Raw genomic sequence first — 14,324 nt, forward strand, 5'->3', positions numbered from 1 at the left:
CCGGCGAGAAGGAGACAGATCGTGCATTCCACCACCTCGGCCCTGCCGCTGGCCGGCGACGCGCGCCGCGAGGCGCCCATCAGCGGCCTCGAGATCGCCATGTTCCTGGTGCTGCTCGCGTCCTACGCGCTCAATGCGATGGACCGGCAGATCTTTCCGCTGATCGCGGCCGACGTGCGCCGCGAGTTCGGCTTCGGGCTGGCCGATACCGGCCTGCTGTCGACCATCTTCACGCTCGGCATGGCGGTGGCCGGCGTGCCCACCGGCTACCTGCTGGCGCGGCTGTCGCGCAAGACCGTGCTGCAGATCGGCATCGCCATCTTCTCGCTGGGCACGCTGCTCACGGCCTACTCGCACGGCTTCGCCGACATGATCGCCTACCGCGCCGCCACCGGCATCGGCGAGGCGATGCAGCTCACGGTGGTGATCGCGATCGCGGCCAGCCACTTCGCGCGCTACCGCGCCACGGCCGTGGGCGCGATCAATTTCTCGTTCGGCATCGGCGCGATCGTGGGGCCGCTGCTCGGCGGCCACCTGATCGGCGCCGAGCGCGACTGGCGGCTGCCGCTGGTGGTGTTCGGCGTGGCGGGCTTCGCGGCCATGGCGCTGATCGCGCTCACCGTGGGCCGTCGCATGACCGAGAACGTGGCCGCGGCCGACACTCGCGCCGACCAGCGCGGCGCCGAGCGCATGTGGAACCGCAACACCGTGCTGCTGACCGCGATGAGCGTGATCGGCGGCCTGTGCATCTACGGCTACCTCGGCATGTACCCGACCTTCCTGCGCGAGCACCTGCACTACACGCCGGCCGACACCGGCCGCGTCATGAGCATCTTCGGCTTCGGCGTGTTCGCCTCCATCTTCGGCGGCTGGCTCGGCGACCGCTTCCATCCCAAGCTGGTGCTGTCGCTGAGCTTCGTCGGCACCGGGCTGCTGGGCTTCCTGCTGTTCTCGGGCCCTACCGGCATCTGGGTGCAGTCCGCGTTGTCCTTCGCCTGGGGCCTGGTGGTCAGCGGCGTGCTCTACGTGAACCTGGCCGGCTATCACATCAAGGCGGTGCGCGCCTCGCTCACCAACCGCGCCACCGGCGTGTTCGTGACCACGCTGTACGGCGCGGGCGCCTTCGCGGGCTACATCATCGGTGCCATCGCCGCGCGCCTCGGCTGGGGCTCGGCCGGGCTGCTGCAGATCACGCTGCTGGCGGCCGTGGGCGTGGTGCTGACGGCGCTGCTGCGCACCGACCGCATGTCGCTGCCGGCGCGCAAGCCGTGACCACGGCCTTCGAATGGGCGCTGCTCGGCGGCGCCGCGGCGCTGGCCGGCGCGCTCAATGCGGTGGCGGGTGGCGGCAGCTTCCTCACCTTGCCGGCGCTCGCGCTGGTCGGCGTGCCGCTGGTGTCGGCCAATGCCACCGGCACCGCGGCGCTGCTGCCGGGCTACCTGGCCGGGGCCTGGGCGCTGCGGCGCGAGCTCGCGGGGCCGATGTCGCCCTCGCTGCTTCGGCTGGGCGTGCTCTCGGTGTTCGGTGGCGCGGCCGGTGCGGCATTGCTGCTGTCGACCTCGAACCAGGCCTTCGGCCGCATCGTGCCCTGGCTGCTGCTGGCCGCGACGCTGCTGTTCGCGATCGGGCCCGCGCTGGTGCGACGCCGGGCCGAGGTCGCCGCACCGGGGCGCGCCTGGCTCGCCGACCTGGGCATCGTGGCGGTCGCGGTCTACGGCGGCTACTTCAACGGCGGCCTCGGCATCCTGCTGCTCGCGGTGCTCGGCGCGCTCGGGCATGCGGACATGGGCCGCATGAACGGCATCAAGAACTTCGTCTCGGCCATCCTCACGCTGATGGCGGTCGCGATCTACGCGGCCAGCGGCGCGATCGTCTGGACCCATGCGCTGTGGATGGCGCTCGGCGCCACGGCCGGCGGCTATGCGGGCGGCACGGCCGCGCGGCGGCTGCGGCCGGAGCTGGTGCGCGGGTTCGTGGTGCTGACGGGGCTCGCGATGACGGGGGCCTTCTTTCTCAATGCGCGCTGAGCCGCGCGATCCATCGCTTCTTCACTTCCTCACCGGGACATCCCATGCAGACCAGCAAGAGAGACTTCATCCGCTTCGCAGGCGCCCTCGCGGCCGCCGCCACCGGCGCACCGTTGCTCGCCGCCACGGCGGCGCGCAGGGATGGCCGCGGCAGCTACCTGATCCGAAACGGCGCGGTGGTCACGGTCGACCGCGCCACCGGCACCCTGCCGCGCGCCGACGTGCTGGTGCGCGACGGCACCATCGAGAAGGTGGGCCGCGGCCTGCGCGCACCGGGCGTCGAGGTGATCGACGCCACCGACCGCATCGTGATGCCGGGCTTCGTCAATTCCCACTACCACCTGTGGAGCGCGATCGGCCGCAGCTTCACGGCGCGCGAGGGCTTCTCCTACTACCCGGCCAAGGGCGCGACCTCCACGCTCTACACGCCCGAGGACTTCTACAACAGCGTGCTGCTGGGCTGCGCCGAGTTGGCCCATGGCGGGACCACGACCGTGCACAACTGGTCGCACAACACGCGCTCGCCGGCCCATGCCGACGCCGAGTTGCGCGCGCACCGGCAGTCGCTGCTGCGTGCGCGCTATTCCTACGGCCACGTCGACCAGATGCCGGCCGACGAACTCAACCGCTACGAGGACCTGGCGCGCGTGCGGCGCGACTGGTTCGGCGAACGTTCGCCGCTGGCCGGCCTGGTGCACCTGGGGCTGAACCTGCGCGGCCCGCAGCAGAGCACCGAGGCCGTCTTCCACGAGGAGATGAAGTTCGCCAAGGCCAGCGGGCTGCCGGTCGCGATCCATGCGCCGCAGGAGGCGCCCAACAACGTCGACGCGCTCGACTACGAGCGGCGCGGCTACCTCGGGCCCGATTTCATGATCGCCCACTACGTGCCCGCGAGCCCGGCCGACCTCGCGGCGCTCGCGCGCACGAGGACGCCGCTGAGCTTCGCCACGCATTCCGAGCTGCGCCTGAGCGGTACCGGCGACGCGCGCGCCGCGCTGTTCGCGATGCGTGCGGCGGGCCTCGCGGTCTCGCTGTCGAGCGACGCCACCTCGATCGCGCCGCCCGACATGTTCGAGGCCATGCGCTTCACCTGGAACCTCGGCGTGCCCTGGGCCGGCACGCCGAGCGCGGGCGCGAAGCCGGTGGGCGTGCACGAGGTGATCGAGATGGCGACGATCAACGGCGCCATCGCGCTGGGGCTCGGCGATGTCACGGGCTCGATCGTCGAGGGCAAGCGTGCCGACATCATCCTGGTGCGCACCGACGACCTCAACATCGGCCCGGTCGGCAATGCCGAGACCGCGATCGTGCAGAGCGGCAGTGCCGCCAACGTCGAGACCGTGATGGTCGATGGCCGCATCGTCAAGCGCGGCGGCCGCTTGGTGGCCTATGACGTCCCGGCCATCATGCGCCGCGCACGCCAGTCGGCCGAGCGGATTCGCGCCGCGGCGGGGGCGGCCCTGCAGTCCTGAATACAGCGGCCGCCCATTTCAGACCGCCGCACCGGTTTGCGCGGCAGCGGTGGGCGCGGCGATCGTACTCATCGACTTCTTCGTGGCGCAAGAAAGCAAGATCCTGCTGCCTGCCGCGTCCGAGCTTGGATCGTTGCGAGCACGCCACTGAGCGGAAAACGGCAGGAACGACTCTGAGATGATGTCGAGGGGGTCACACCCCTTGAAGCTGATGACGAATGTCAGCGCATATAAGAACCTGAGGAGCTCCAATGTCGAAGAATGGAAAAGGGCGAGTCGCCCTTTCGGTTTGTCTTGCCCTGTCGATTTCTGCGTGTGGAGGTGGAGGTGGAGGAGGCGGCGGTGGAGGGTTTCCCATACTGCCCGTGACGACGCCACCCACGTCGGGCTCGGATACGCCGCAGACGGAGACGCCGGTTGATTCGCCGGCGCCTCCCATGGTGACGACGCGCTCCACCTATGCGCTGGGAGACGCCGAGATTGCCGGCATGGATCTGCTTTCGACGGAGCTCGAGAGCCCCAAATTTTCAGGGCAGAGACTTTTCTCCCTGCTTCCGATTTTTGGCGCGGCTCCGAAGCTCCGGGGCGTCTATTGGAGTGTCGATAAAACCGCATATGTTCATCGCCTGGCTCCCGCATCCGACGCGGTGGACTTCTCCAGGCTGCAGGCCCTCGGCGCAGAGGGGTACAGGGTCAACTCGGCGGCAAGGCTCATTCTCGAGCCGGGAGCGGCCCGTGTCCTCTTCAGCAAGGACAGCGCTGCGAACATCAAGTACGAATACGCCGATGCGGGCGCATTTCCGACCAAGGACACGGACAAGCCCGAATTCCTGGCGTCCTTGAACAAGTTGGGAAGCAATGGATATTGCGGTGTCGAGGTTGGAATCGATACGACAGGTGGTACGCCGCAGATACGTGCGCGTGTCGTGCGTGAACAACCGACGACTGCTCGTTGTTCTTTCACATTGAACCCTGTCGCAAAGTCCTATGAGGAGCGCGTTTCCCACGGGAACCAGCTCGGCGCCGACGGCAAGATCTTCGTGATGGACGTTCCGGGCACGACCCTGGAGAGCCTGTACGTTCAAGACTCGGCCCAGAAAACGGTGTTCAAGCATCACTTGACGAAGCTGGAGCTGAAGGGTGGCGCAGCGATTGGCTTGAGCGACCCCGAGTACCAGAAGACATTCATCGCCCTCTTGAACGAAGAGGGAAGCAAGGGCGCGACTCCCCGCATCATTGGCGTGGACGAAGCTCGGAGCAATATTGTTTTCACCACGGCCTATGACTGCACCGGCCTTCTCTGCGGTTACTGAATAGCTGTTGGCGATGTCCCCGCATCGGTCGGCCACTCTCTGTGGTGGCCGGACTAGAAGGTGGGGCTCAATGGCCCGGTAGCGCCGCCAAGGTCGAGACCGTGGCGGTCGATGGCCGCCTCATCCAGTGAGGTCCCGCAGCCCTGAATACAGCGCCCGCCTACAAGCGCCGTGCTCCGGCACTGACGGTTCCCCACCCGCCCGGCCCCCACTATCGGTCCCCATGCGTCGGGCCTGTTGCCCGGCAAGCACCAGGAGCCGCACATGACGAAAAAAATAGGATCGCTGGCAGCCGGTGCTGCCCTGCTGGGATCGTTCTTCCTCGCGATCCTCGCGCCCATGGCATGGGCGGTGGAGAAAGACGATGCCGCCGGTGCCACGGCCGTCCAGACCGCCGCGCCGGCCTGCGAGGCCACGGCCGCGCACGACGGCGTCTTCACCAAGGCCTGCCTCAAGTAGCCGTCAAGCAGCCGTCATTCGGCCTTGATGCCGCGCTCGCGCACCACGCGGCCCCACTTGGCGGTCTCGGTCTGGATGTACTGGGTGAACTGCTCGGGCGTGCCGCCCACCGGGTCGATGCCCGCCTCACCGAGCTTGCGCCGGATCTCGGCCGGCGCGATGGCCTTGAGATAGGCCGCCTGCAGCGCCTGCACCACGGCGTCGGGCGTGCCGGTGCGCACGGTGAAGCCCTGCCAGCCCTCGACCTCGAAACCCTTCACGCCCTGCTCGGCCACGGTCGGCACCTCGGGATAGGCCGCGATGCGCTTGGCGCCGGCCGCGGCGATAGGCCGCAGCCGGCCCGACTCGATGTGCGGCCGCGCGGTGGCGCGGTCGAGGAACATCAGCCCCACCTGGCCGCCCAGCAGGTCCTGCACCGCGGGGCCGCCGCCCTTGTAGGTGATGGCGACCAGCTTCATGCCGGTCTCGCGCGCCAGCAACTCGGTGGCGAGGTGGTGCGTGGTGCCCACGCTCGGCGAGGCGTAGTTCAGGCCCTCGGGCGTGCGCGCGGCCAGCGCGATCAGTTCCTGCAGGTTGCGCACCGGCAGGGTGTTCGGGTTGACGACCAGCAGGAAGTCGAACTTCGCCGTCATGGTCACGGTGCGCAGGTCCTTGAGCGGGTCGTACGACAGCTTGTCGAACATCGCCGGGTTGACCGCGTAGGTGGTCATGTCGCCGAGCAGGAAGGTGTGGCCGTCGGGCGCGAGCTGCTTGGCCACGGCGGTCGCGCCGATGATGCCGGAGGCGCCGGGGCGGTTGTCCACGATCACGGGCTGGCCCAGCACCTCGCCCATGCCGGGCGCGACCAGGCGCGCGAAGAAGTCGGTGCCGCCGCCGGCCGGGTAGGGCACGATCAGGCGGATCGGCTGGCTGGGCCAGTTGCCTTGGGCGGCGGCGCCGAAGGCCGCGGGGGCCAGGGCGCCGGTGGCCAGGAGCGAAAGCAGGGTGCGTCGTTGCATGGTGGCTGTCTCCTCGTTCGTTGGAATATCAGGCCGCGAGATCGCGTTGCAGGATCTTCGCGAAGGCCGCCGCGAGCTGGCCGCGCGCGCTGTCGCCGCGACCCATCGCGCGCCAGGCCACGTGCTGGTCGGGCCGCACCAGGATCGCGCCGTCCGATGAGACGCCGCGCAGGCAGCGCCAGGTGCCCTCGATGTCGCGCACCGCGGCCGTGTCGTGGATCTCGACGATGTCCACCGGCAAGCCGGCGCCATGCGCCAGCGTGGCCGCGGCATCGGCCCAGGCCGAGCCCTGGCGGCCGGTCAGCAGCGTGAAGCGGCCCGGGCGCACCAGGTCGAGCGTGGAGATCTTCCTGCCGTCGCGCTCGAGCCAGGCATGCGGCAACCGATGGCCGGGCCGGGTGGTGGGCACGTAGGTCTGGCCCAGCGGATCGCGTTCGGGCGTGGGCGTGCCGTCGGGCATGACGGCGCCGAGGTCGTAGTGGTAGCCCAGCTCGATGTCGTGCGCCTGCCATTCCATGCGCTGCACTTCCATGATCTGTGCCAGCCGCGCGCGCCGCGTGCGGCCCTCGGCGTCGTCGGCGAAGTAGCGGCGAAAGTTCGCCTGGCTCAGCTCGGCGTTGCCGCGCACTAGGCCGATGCCGGCATCGGTGAGCTGGTGGTTCTGAAAGGTCATCAGCGCCCACTGGATGTTGAACGCGGCCACCGGGCGGCGCTCGGCCTCGTAGCTGTCGAGCAGGCTGTCGTGCGCCTCGCCCTTGAGCACGGCCGCGAGCTTCCAGGCCAGGTTGTGCGCGTCCTGGATCGCCGAGTTCAGGCCCAGGCCGGTGGTCGGCGGATGGCGGTGCGCGGCATCGCCCGCGAGCAGCGCGCGGCCCCAGCGGTAGCGGTCGACCAGCACGCCCTCGACCGTCCAGTGGCCGATGCCGATGATGTCGGGATGCAGGTCGGGGATCTTGAGCAGCTCGCGCATGCGCGGCAGCAGCGACGACTCCTCGAAGCGCGAGGGATCGTCGGGCCGGAAGCTGAAGTGGAACATCCACTCCTCGGAATGCCGGCCGAAGCGCGTGGGCCCGAGCTGGCCCAGCACGCCGCTGGCCCAGGAGCCGCCCTCGGGATTGACGAACCAGGTGGTCATCGAGTGGTCGTCGTCCCAGTACTTCGAGAGGTCGGCGCGGAAGTAGACCGTGACCATGTGCGCGAGGTCGGTCGCGCCGCTCATCACCGCGCCCAGCGTCGGGCCCACGGTCTTGCCGCCGTCGGCGCCGATCAGGTACTTCGCGCGCACGCGGTATTCCTCGCCGCTGTCGCGGTCGAGCACGCGCGCGGTCACGCCGTTGTCGTCCTGCTCGAAGGACTGCAGCTGGTGGTGGTAGCGCACCTGCGCGTTCGCCTCGGCCGAGGCCAGCTCGCGCAGCAGCGGCTCCATGCGCACCTGCGGGTAGAGCGTGGATTCGCAGGGGCTGTCCTTCGCGTAGTGCTGCGCGAGCGAGCCGCCGCCGAAGGATTCGATGCGGTAGAAGGTGCGGCGGTCGAGCTCGCCGTCGCCGGCCAGCGTGGTGCACCAGCGGATGTGCGAGATGTGGGCCAGCGGCATCGAGCGTTCGTAGACGCGCTCGGCCACCTCGAACTGGCGCAGCAGCTCCATGGTGCGCTGGCTGATGTAGCGCGCCTTGGGCAGCCGGCCCGGCGCCGGATGGCGTTCGATCAGCACGCTGGCGATGCCCTGGCGCGAGAGGAACAGCGAGGCCGCGAGGCCGCAGCCTCCGCCGCCGACGATGAGAACGGGAACGTCGATGTCTTGCATGGTCATTTCTGGAGCGTGGGATCGGGGCAGGAGGTGCGGGCGGTGATGCGCGCGAACAGCGCGCGGTGGCCCTGCGTCATCGCGGCATCGGTGTCGCCGCGCTGGCGCGCCAGCGCCTCGGCGAGTTCGCGCCAGTCGGCGGGCGAGAGGTAGTCGGCGGCCACTGGCAGCACGTAGCTTTCCTCGACCTCCATGTGGCCGAGGTAGACGGTCGAGTGCGTGTGCAGCAGCAGCTGGAAGGATTCGCGGTGCACCTCGCCCATCAGCTCCCAGGCGGTCAGCGCATGCTCGAGCTCGCGCACCGACGACTCGCCGCGCTCGTGCTCGGCCTCGAGCCGGGCCAGCACCGGGCGCAGCGCCGGGCAGCGCTCGCGGATCTTCGGGAACAGCAGCTCGCTCTCGCTCGCGTGGTGCATGCGCGCGGGCATCTCGTCGAGGTAGAACAGCATGGCGCGCAGCTCCTCGAAGTCGGGCCGGCGGGCCGAGCGGCGCGCCTGCTCGACGCTGTCGCCCAGTGCCCGCAGCACCGTCGCGAGGGCCTGGTGATCCTCGAGGATCAGCTGGACGGCGGAGGGTTGGAGCAGGGGCGGCATCGGTGCGACTCGGGCATGGCCTCATTGGGGCACAGCCGGGCGCCGGGGTCAGTCCCGCTGCAGGGGACGCGTGACGTCGCGCTCTAGTGCAGCGCGCGCGAGGCCATCGTCTGAAAGCGCTCCGCGCTCCAGCGGCCCCAGCGCGCGAGATACCAGGTCAGCAGCTCGCGCTCGCTGCCGATCACCAGCCGCTGGTAGGCGCGCTTGCGGTAGGTCTTCACGGTCTCCTCGCTCACCGCGAGGTCGAGCGCGATGCCGACCGACGACAGCCCGTAGAGGATGCGCGCGCAGACCTCGGCCTCGCGGCGCGGCAGCGGGCTGGTCGCCACGATGCAGTTCTCGATCTCCTCGAGCGTGGTCAGCGCCTGCGCCACGTCGGGCCGGCTCTGGCACACGTCGGCGTGCTTCGAGAGCATCGCCAGCAGCAGCTCGGCCGCCTGCGCGAGGCGCTCGATGCCGTCGTGCGCGAACGGCGTGTGCGGGTCGGCGCGCAGCACGCTGAGGCCGAAGGCGCCGTTGGTACCGCGGCCGCACAGCAGGATGCGGTCGCGCACGTGCGGGTAGACGCGCGGGCGCAGGTCGTCGTACTCGTGGTCGCTGAAGTCGACGTGGATGATCGTGGCGGCCGCGCCGTCGACGCGGCGCTGGGCCTCGGTCATGGCCGGGTCGTGCTTCCACAGGCCCTGCTTGACGTAGCTCTCGACGCGGTCGCGCGCGGTGCGCTCGGGCTGCACGCAGCAGGCCGCCACTTCGCGCAGCTCGTCCTGGCCGAGGCGGAAGGCCGCGAAGTGATCGGCGCCGCACAGCGCATGCAGGTAGTTCGCGAGCGCGGGCGCGAAACGCTCGCTGCCCATGCCGTCGACCAGGCGCGCGAGCTGCGCTTCCGAGGAGGAGGCGGCCGCGGGCCGGTCCTGGATCATCACCGTCATCATCGTTGTCTCCTGGGGTACCGCCAGGCGCCTGTGGGGCGCCAACTGCCCGGACTTCTGTGTTCCGGGCAGGTTTCAAATTCCGTAATCAGATTACGCTCATCGAAATCCTGACTGTGTGAGGAGAAACCCTCCGCTGCGCTGCGGCAGGCGACTTCAGCCCCAGCCCATGCGGCGCGAAACGTCCTCGGCGCGCGCCGACAGGACGGTCGCCACGTGGCCGTCGAGCCGGGTGTCGATCAGGCCGGCCGAGCCCATCACGGTCATCACGCCGGCCACCGCGCCCGCGTGGTCGAAGATCGGTGCCGACACGCCGTGCAGCCCCGGATTGAGGTCGCCCTGGATGCGCGCGAGCTTGCGCTTGCGCACCGACTCGAACAGCGTCTCGACATCGGCGCGCGTCATCTTCCCGGCGGCCGGGTTCGGCGTCGCGCCCGGATGCGGCACGCCCGACAGCTCGCGGTCAATCAGCGGCGCCGTCACCGAGGCCGGCAGGTAGGCGCCGAAGATGCGGCCGGTGGAGGAGGTCAGCATCGGCATCACCGAGCCGGGGCGGCCGCTGATGATCAATGCGTCGTTGGTCTCCTCGAAGCGCACGAAGGTCGGCCCGGCCGCGCCCCAGACCGCGAGGCCGACGGTGAAGCCGAGCTCGTCGCGCAGCTCGCCCAGCGTGGGCGAGGCCACCTGCACCACGTTGAGCCGGCGCAGTGCCGCGAGGCCCAGCCGCACCGCCAGCGGCCCGAGCCGGTAGCCGCCGCTGGCGGCGTCGCGCTCGGCCAGCCCGCTGCGGCAGAAGCTCACGAGGTAGCGGTGCGCCTTGGGCGGCTGCATCTCGGCGCGCTCGGCCACGGTCTTGAGCATCAGTGGCGCGCCGGTGTCGATCAGCGCGGACAGCACGCGCACCGCGGTGTCGACCGCCTGCACGCCGCCCGCGTCCTCGTCGCCGGCGCCAGGGCCCGTGCCGTTCGTCTCGTCGGCGCCATGGCCGGACTTCGCATCTTTCATGGGGGAGGGCGGGACCATCCGCACGAGACTAGCACGGGCATCGGAACCGCCTGCCTCAGCCGGCGGCCTGTGCGCGGGCCGCCGCCAGCACGCCCGCGAAGCGCGCGAGCCGCTCGCCCTGGTAGCGCGCGGCGTCGAGCTTCTCCGCGGGCAGGCCCTGGCCGCGGCCGTCGCTGAAGCTGCTGCCGTAGGGATTGCCGCCGGCCGCCGGGATCCGCTTGTCGGTGTAGCCCACCGGCACGATGACCGATCCCCAGTGATAGAAGATGTTGTGCAGCGCGAGCAGCGTCGATTCCTGCCCGCCATGCAGGTTGCCGGCCCCCGTGAAGGCGCCCGCCACCTTGTCCTGCAGCCCGCCCGCGGCCCACAGCGGGCCCAGCGTGTCGATGAACTGCTTGAGCTGCGCGGCCGGCAGGCCGAAGCGCGTGGGCGTGCCGAACACGAAGCCGTCGGCCCAGGAGAGGTCGTCGGGCGTGGCCTCGGGCACCTCGCGCGTGGCCTCCAGGTGTTCCTTCCAGGCCGGCTTGGCATCGATGGCCTCGGCGCCCGCGAGTTCGCGCACCTTGCGCAGGCGCGTTTCGGCGCCCATGGCGCGCGCGCCTTCCTCGATGGCCTGGGCGATGCGCCAGGTGTGGCCGGTGCTGCTGTAGTAGACGATGGTGAGCTTGGCCATGGTGCGCGGGTCGGGTTGTTGTAGGAGTTGCGGGCACGGTGCCCGCCGCCGGCCAGCATAGGCAGCGACCCGCGCGCGGTATGCCCCCCTGCGGCGGGACAGACAGCCGCCGTGCCATGGCTATGGTGGCGGCCATGATCCACGAACTGCGTCTTTACTCGGTGGCACCGGGCCGCATGGCCGACGTGCACGACCGCTTCAACCACCATTTCCCGGCCCTGTTCGAGAAGCACGGCGTCGATTGCGTCGCGCGCTGGCAGGCCGTGGCCGGCCCCGACGCGCCGCGCTTCGTCTACCTGATGGCCTACCGCGACTACGCGCACCGCGAGGCCGTGTGGGCCAGCTTCTATGCCGACGCCGAGTGGTGGCGCGTGCGCGCCGAGACCAACGCGGGCCACGAGATGGTGGAGCGCCACGACCTGTTCTTCCTGAAGCCGAACGCCGCCTGGCCGGCGCTTGCGGGAGCCGAGGCCGCCGTGCCGGTGGGCGGCCTGCACGAGCTGGTGCAGCAGCAGATCGCGCCCGGGCAGAACGCCAACGCCAATGTGTTCCTGCACGAGACCTGGCTGCCGCGCGTGCGCGAGGCCGGCGCGCGCGTGCTCGCCGTGTGGGACATGGCGGCCGGCGCCGGCATGCAGAAGGTCGTGCTGCTCTACGCCTGGCCCGACGCCGCGGCCTGGCATGCGGGCCGCCAGCGGCTGGATCGCGATGCCGCGCTGCAGGCCGAGTTCGGAGCGCAGCGCGCGCGCCATGGCACGGCGCTGTTCCAGCGCGCCGAGGTCAACCTGCTCGAGCCCGCGCCGGGCGCGACCATCCGCGCCGGGCTGGGCCGCATCGCCTGATGGCGCCGCTGAAGATCGCGCTGGTGGGCGGCACCGGGCGCGTGGGACGGCATGTGGCGCTCGAGGCCACGCGCCGCGGCCACCTGCTGCGGCCCTTGCCGCGCGCCGAGTTCGACGTGTTCGATGCGGAGGCGCTCGCGCGCGGGCTGCAAGGGCAGGACGTGCTGGTCAGCGCCTATGGCGCGCCGGCCGAGGTGGCGCCCTTGCTGGTGCGCGCCACGGCCTCGATGCTGCAGGCGATGCGCACGGCGGGCGTTATGCGCATCGTCACCGTGGGCGGTGCCGGCGGCCTCGCGGTGGCGCCGGGGCGGCGGCTGGCCGACACGGCGGACTTTCCGGCCGAACTGCTGCCCAAGGTCAGGGCACACGAGGAAGCGGTCGCCCTGCTCGCGGCCTCGGGGCTCGACTGGACCTGCCTCGCGCCCGCCGCGCGCATCGCGCCGGGCGAGCGCAGCGGCCGCTACCGTTGCGCGGTCGGCGCGCTGGTCAGCGATGCGCAGGGCCGCAGCGGTATCTCGTATGCGGACTTCGCCTGCGCGCTGGTCGACGAGCTCGAGGCCCGGCGGTATCCGCGGCAGCTGGTGGGCATCGGCGACTGAGCTTTCGTCCGCGGCGGGCTATGCCGGGCGCTTCGCCTTCGCCGCCTTCTTCGTCACGTTGAACGCCACCGCTTCCTGGAACAGCGCCTTGAAGGCCTGCGCATCGACCGTCTCGCTTTCGCCGATGTCGATCGCGCGCCGCGCATTGCCCTCGAGGCTCGCGTTGAACAGGCCGGCCGCATCCGCGAGCGAGGCGCCCTTGGCGAAGGTCAGCTTCACCTTCCCCTTGTACGACTCGCCGGTGCAGACGATGCCGTCGTGCGACCAGGTCGGCGTGCCCATCCACTTGAGCTCCTCCACGATCTCCGGATCGGCCTCCTTGATCAGCTGCCGCATGCGGCCCAGCGTCTGGGTGCGCCAGTCGCCGAGCTCGGCGATCTTGCGGTCGATCTGCTCCGAGATCGGGAGGTCCGTCTTCGAATCCGGCTTCGTCATTCGTGCTGCTCCTGGTTCTTGTCGTTGCCCTTCGCGATGGCCGCGCGTGGGCGAGGAACGCATTCTGCATAGGGACGCGGCGAACGCGAAAGACGGTACGTGGCGGTGCTCGCCACCGGGAACGGCGCACATGGAAGTACCCTGCGGGTGATGACCGAGAAAAACACCACCCCCTTGGCCTGGCATGTCGATGTGCGCGCCTCGTCCGACGGCACGCATCGCTTCTGCCAGGTCCGCCTCGACACCGGAACCGGCGAGATCGGCGACCCCGATGTCTGGTCGGTCGTCGGGCTGGTCCAGGCCGCGATCGACGACATGCTCGAGAGAACGGCGCGGCAGGCCTTGCTGCCCGGCATGGCGCACGCGCCGGCCGAAGACCTGTTCGCCGATCTCGCCGCCTGGCACCGTGGAGAAGTGCGCCTCGCATTCGCCGTCGCCGGCACCGATTCGCGCCCCTATTCCGCGCTGCCCGAGGCATCCGAACTCTTCGATGGCGAGGAGGCCTACCTCGTGCGCCTGGAGGGCGGCGCGGCGCGGCTGCTGTGGCGCGACTACGTGTTCGAGGATGCGCGCGGAATCGAGGTCGACTTCGAGGACTGGCGCGCGGGGCTGGCTGCGCGTGCGCGAGGAGATCGGGCGCGACGGTGGGAAACGCATGGTGCTGTCCGCCCATGGATCTTGACGCCGACATCGTCCCCGGCGAGTCCCTCGGCGGCCTGCGCCTGCAGGACGAGATCCTCGAGGTGATCGCGCAACTCGACGGCCCCTGGACCCTGCGCGAGGAGCGCACCCCCGACGGGAGCTTCACCTGGTACACCGCCGACGGCGTGTTCCTGGTTTCGGTGGAAGAGACCGACATGCGCATCAAGTGCCTCGTGGCCCATGCGGGCTATCGCGGCCGCCTGTGGGGCTACGTCCACACCGGCATGACGGTCGATGCGCTGCTGCGCGCCTCGCCCGAAGGCAGACGCAAGGCCATGCACATGTGCCTGGGCTTCCTGTTCCTCGACATGGAGGAGAGCACGGGCTTCCTGCTGCCGCCGCAGCACGACGACCTCGACCACCTGTCCGACCTGCCGGGCGAACTCGTGCTCGACGCGCTCTACGTGATGCCGGCGGCACGCAAGCGCACGGTGCGCAAGAACGGCGAGGTGCGCTGGGACAGCGTGTGAGCG

The 14,324-nt window shown here is 70.4% G+C and carries 16 protein-coding genes; 9 read left to right on the plus strand and 7 right to left on the minus strand.

Annotated elements, in window-relative coordinates; all coding sequences use genetic code 11:
• The first annotated feature begins 21 nt into the window (after positions 1-21).
• From ACODT0_RS01990 to ACODT0_RS02010, 5 genes are all read left to right on the plus strand, one after another.
• Positions 22-1,272, plus strand: a complete 1,251-nt coding sequence (locus tag ACODT0_RS01990) for an MFS transporter (RefSeq protein WP_395346658.1) — start codon at positions 22-24, stop codon at positions 1,270-1,272.
• Positions 1,269-2,027, plus strand: a complete 759-nt coding sequence (locus tag ACODT0_RS01995; RefSeq protein ID WP_261211052.1) for a sulfite exporter TauE/SafE family protein — start codon at positions 1,269-1,271, stop codon at positions 2,025-2,027. Before ACODT0_RS01990 ends, ACODT0_RS01995 begins: the two co-directional genes overlap by 4 nt.
• Positions 2,028-2,071: 44 nt before the next feature.
• Positions 2,072-3,499: an amidohydrolase family protein gene (locus ACODT0_RS02000; protein WP_489040404.1), complete on the plus strand. Its 1,428-nt coding sequence runs from the start codon at positions 2,072-2,074 to the stop codon at positions 3,497-3,499.
• Between the two features lie 437 nt (positions 3,500-3,936).
• A complete protein-coding gene (locus tag ACODT0_RS02005) occupies positions 3,937-4,812 on the plus strand; it encodes a hypothetical protein (protein ID WP_422098850.1) in 876 nt (291 codons plus the stop codon).
• 264 nt (positions 4,813-5,076) lie between these two features.
• Entirely contained in the window at positions 5,077-5,271 is a 195-nt protein-coding gene (locus ACODT0_RS02010) for a hypothetical protein (protein WP_172705341.1), read from the plus strand.
• Between the two features lie 14 nt (positions 5,272-5,285).
• On the opposite strand, the gene ACODT0_RS02015 is transcribed toward ACODT0_RS02010, so the two are convergent.
• The 6 genes from ACODT0_RS02015 to wrbA all read right to left on the minus strand — a co-directional run bounded on the left by ACODT0_RS02015 (position 5,286) and on the right by wrbA (position 11,273).
• On the minus strand, positions 5,286-6,269 hold the full coding sequence (locus tag ACODT0_RS02015) for a Bug family tripartite tricarboxylate transporter substrate binding protein (RefSeq protein ID WP_057594194.1): 984 nt from the start codon (positions 6,267-6,269) through the stop codon (positions 5,286-5,288).
• Between the two features lie 28 nt (positions 6,270-6,297).
• The gene (locus ACODT0_RS02020; RefSeq protein WP_489040405.1) at positions 6,298-8,073 is read right to left on the minus strand and encodes an FAD-dependent monooxygenase; all 1,776 of its coding nucleotides are present in this window, start codon (positions 8,071-8,073) and stop codon (positions 6,298-6,300) included.
• Between the two features lie 2 nt (positions 8,074-8,075).
• On the minus strand, positions 8,076-8,666 hold the full coding sequence (locus tag ACODT0_RS02025; protein WP_489040406.1) for a hemerythrin domain-containing protein: 591 nt from the start codon (positions 8,664-8,666) through the stop codon (positions 8,076-8,078).
• Positions 8,667-8,749: 83 nt separating this feature from the next.
• On the minus strand, positions 8,750-9,598 hold the full coding sequence (locus tag ACODT0_RS02030) for a helix-turn-helix transcriptional regulator (protein WP_489040407.1): 849 nt from the start codon (positions 9,596-9,598) through the stop codon (positions 8,750-8,752).
• Positions 9,599-9,751: 153 nt separating this feature from the next.
• Positions 9,752-10,600 (minus strand): IclR family transcriptional regulator, encoded by an 849-nt coding sequence (locus tag ACODT0_RS02035; RefSeq protein WP_057594191.1) that lies wholly within the window; start codon positions 10,598-10,600, stop codon positions 9,752-9,754.
• Between the two features lie 55 nt (positions 10,601-10,655).
• Entirely contained in the window at positions 10,656-11,273 is a 618-nt protein-coding gene (gene wrbA / locus ACODT0_RS02040) for an NAD(P)H:quinone oxidoreductase (RefSeq protein WP_057594190.1), read from the minus strand.
• A gap of 134 nt (positions 11,274-11,407) precedes the next feature.
• On the opposite strand from wrbA, the gene ACODT0_RS02045 reads away from it, so the two are divergent.
• A complete protein-coding gene (locus ACODT0_RS02045; protein WP_172705340.1) occupies positions 11,408-12,115 on the plus strand; it encodes an NIPSNAP family protein in 708 nt (235 codons plus the stop codon).
• On the plus strand, positions 12,115-12,714 hold the full coding sequence (locus tag ACODT0_RS02050) for an NAD(P)-dependent oxidoreductase (protein WP_489040408.1): 600 nt from the start codon (positions 12,115-12,117) through the stop codon (positions 12,712-12,714). The genes ACODT0_RS02045 and ACODT0_RS02050 overlap by 1 nt, the downstream gene beginning before the upstream one ends.
• An 18-nt stretch (positions 12,715-12,732) precedes the next feature.
• Here ACODT0_RS02050 and ACODT0_RS02055 read toward each other — a convergent pair whose 3' ends face one another.
• Entirely contained in the window at positions 12,733-13,149 is a 417-nt protein-coding gene (locus tag ACODT0_RS02055; RefSeq protein ID WP_489040409.1) for a DUF1801 domain-containing protein, read from the minus strand.
• 150 nt (positions 13,150-13,299) lie between these two features.
• On the opposite strand from ACODT0_RS02055, the gene ACODT0_RS02060 reads away from it, so the two are divergent.
• Together ACODT0_RS02060 and ACODT0_RS02065 are read left to right on the plus strand one after the other, a co-directional pair.
• Positions 13,300-13,896 carry a hypothetical protein gene (locus ACODT0_RS02060; RefSeq protein WP_489040410.1) on the plus strand — a complete coding sequence of 199 codons (597 nt, stop codon included), beginning with the start codon at positions 13,300-13,302 and terminating at the stop codon, positions 13,894-13,896.
• Positions 13,821-14,321 carry a hypothetical protein gene (locus tag ACODT0_RS02065; RefSeq protein WP_489040411.1) on the plus strand — a complete coding sequence of 167 codons (501 nt, stop codon included), beginning with the start codon at positions 13,821-13,823 and terminating at the stop codon, positions 14,319-14,321. The genes ACODT0_RS02060 and ACODT0_RS02065 overlap by 76 nt, the downstream gene beginning before the upstream one ends.
• Positions 14,322-14,324 lie beyond the last annotated feature (3 nt).

It is taken from the genome of Variovorax sp. FG153 (assembly GCF_057809595.1).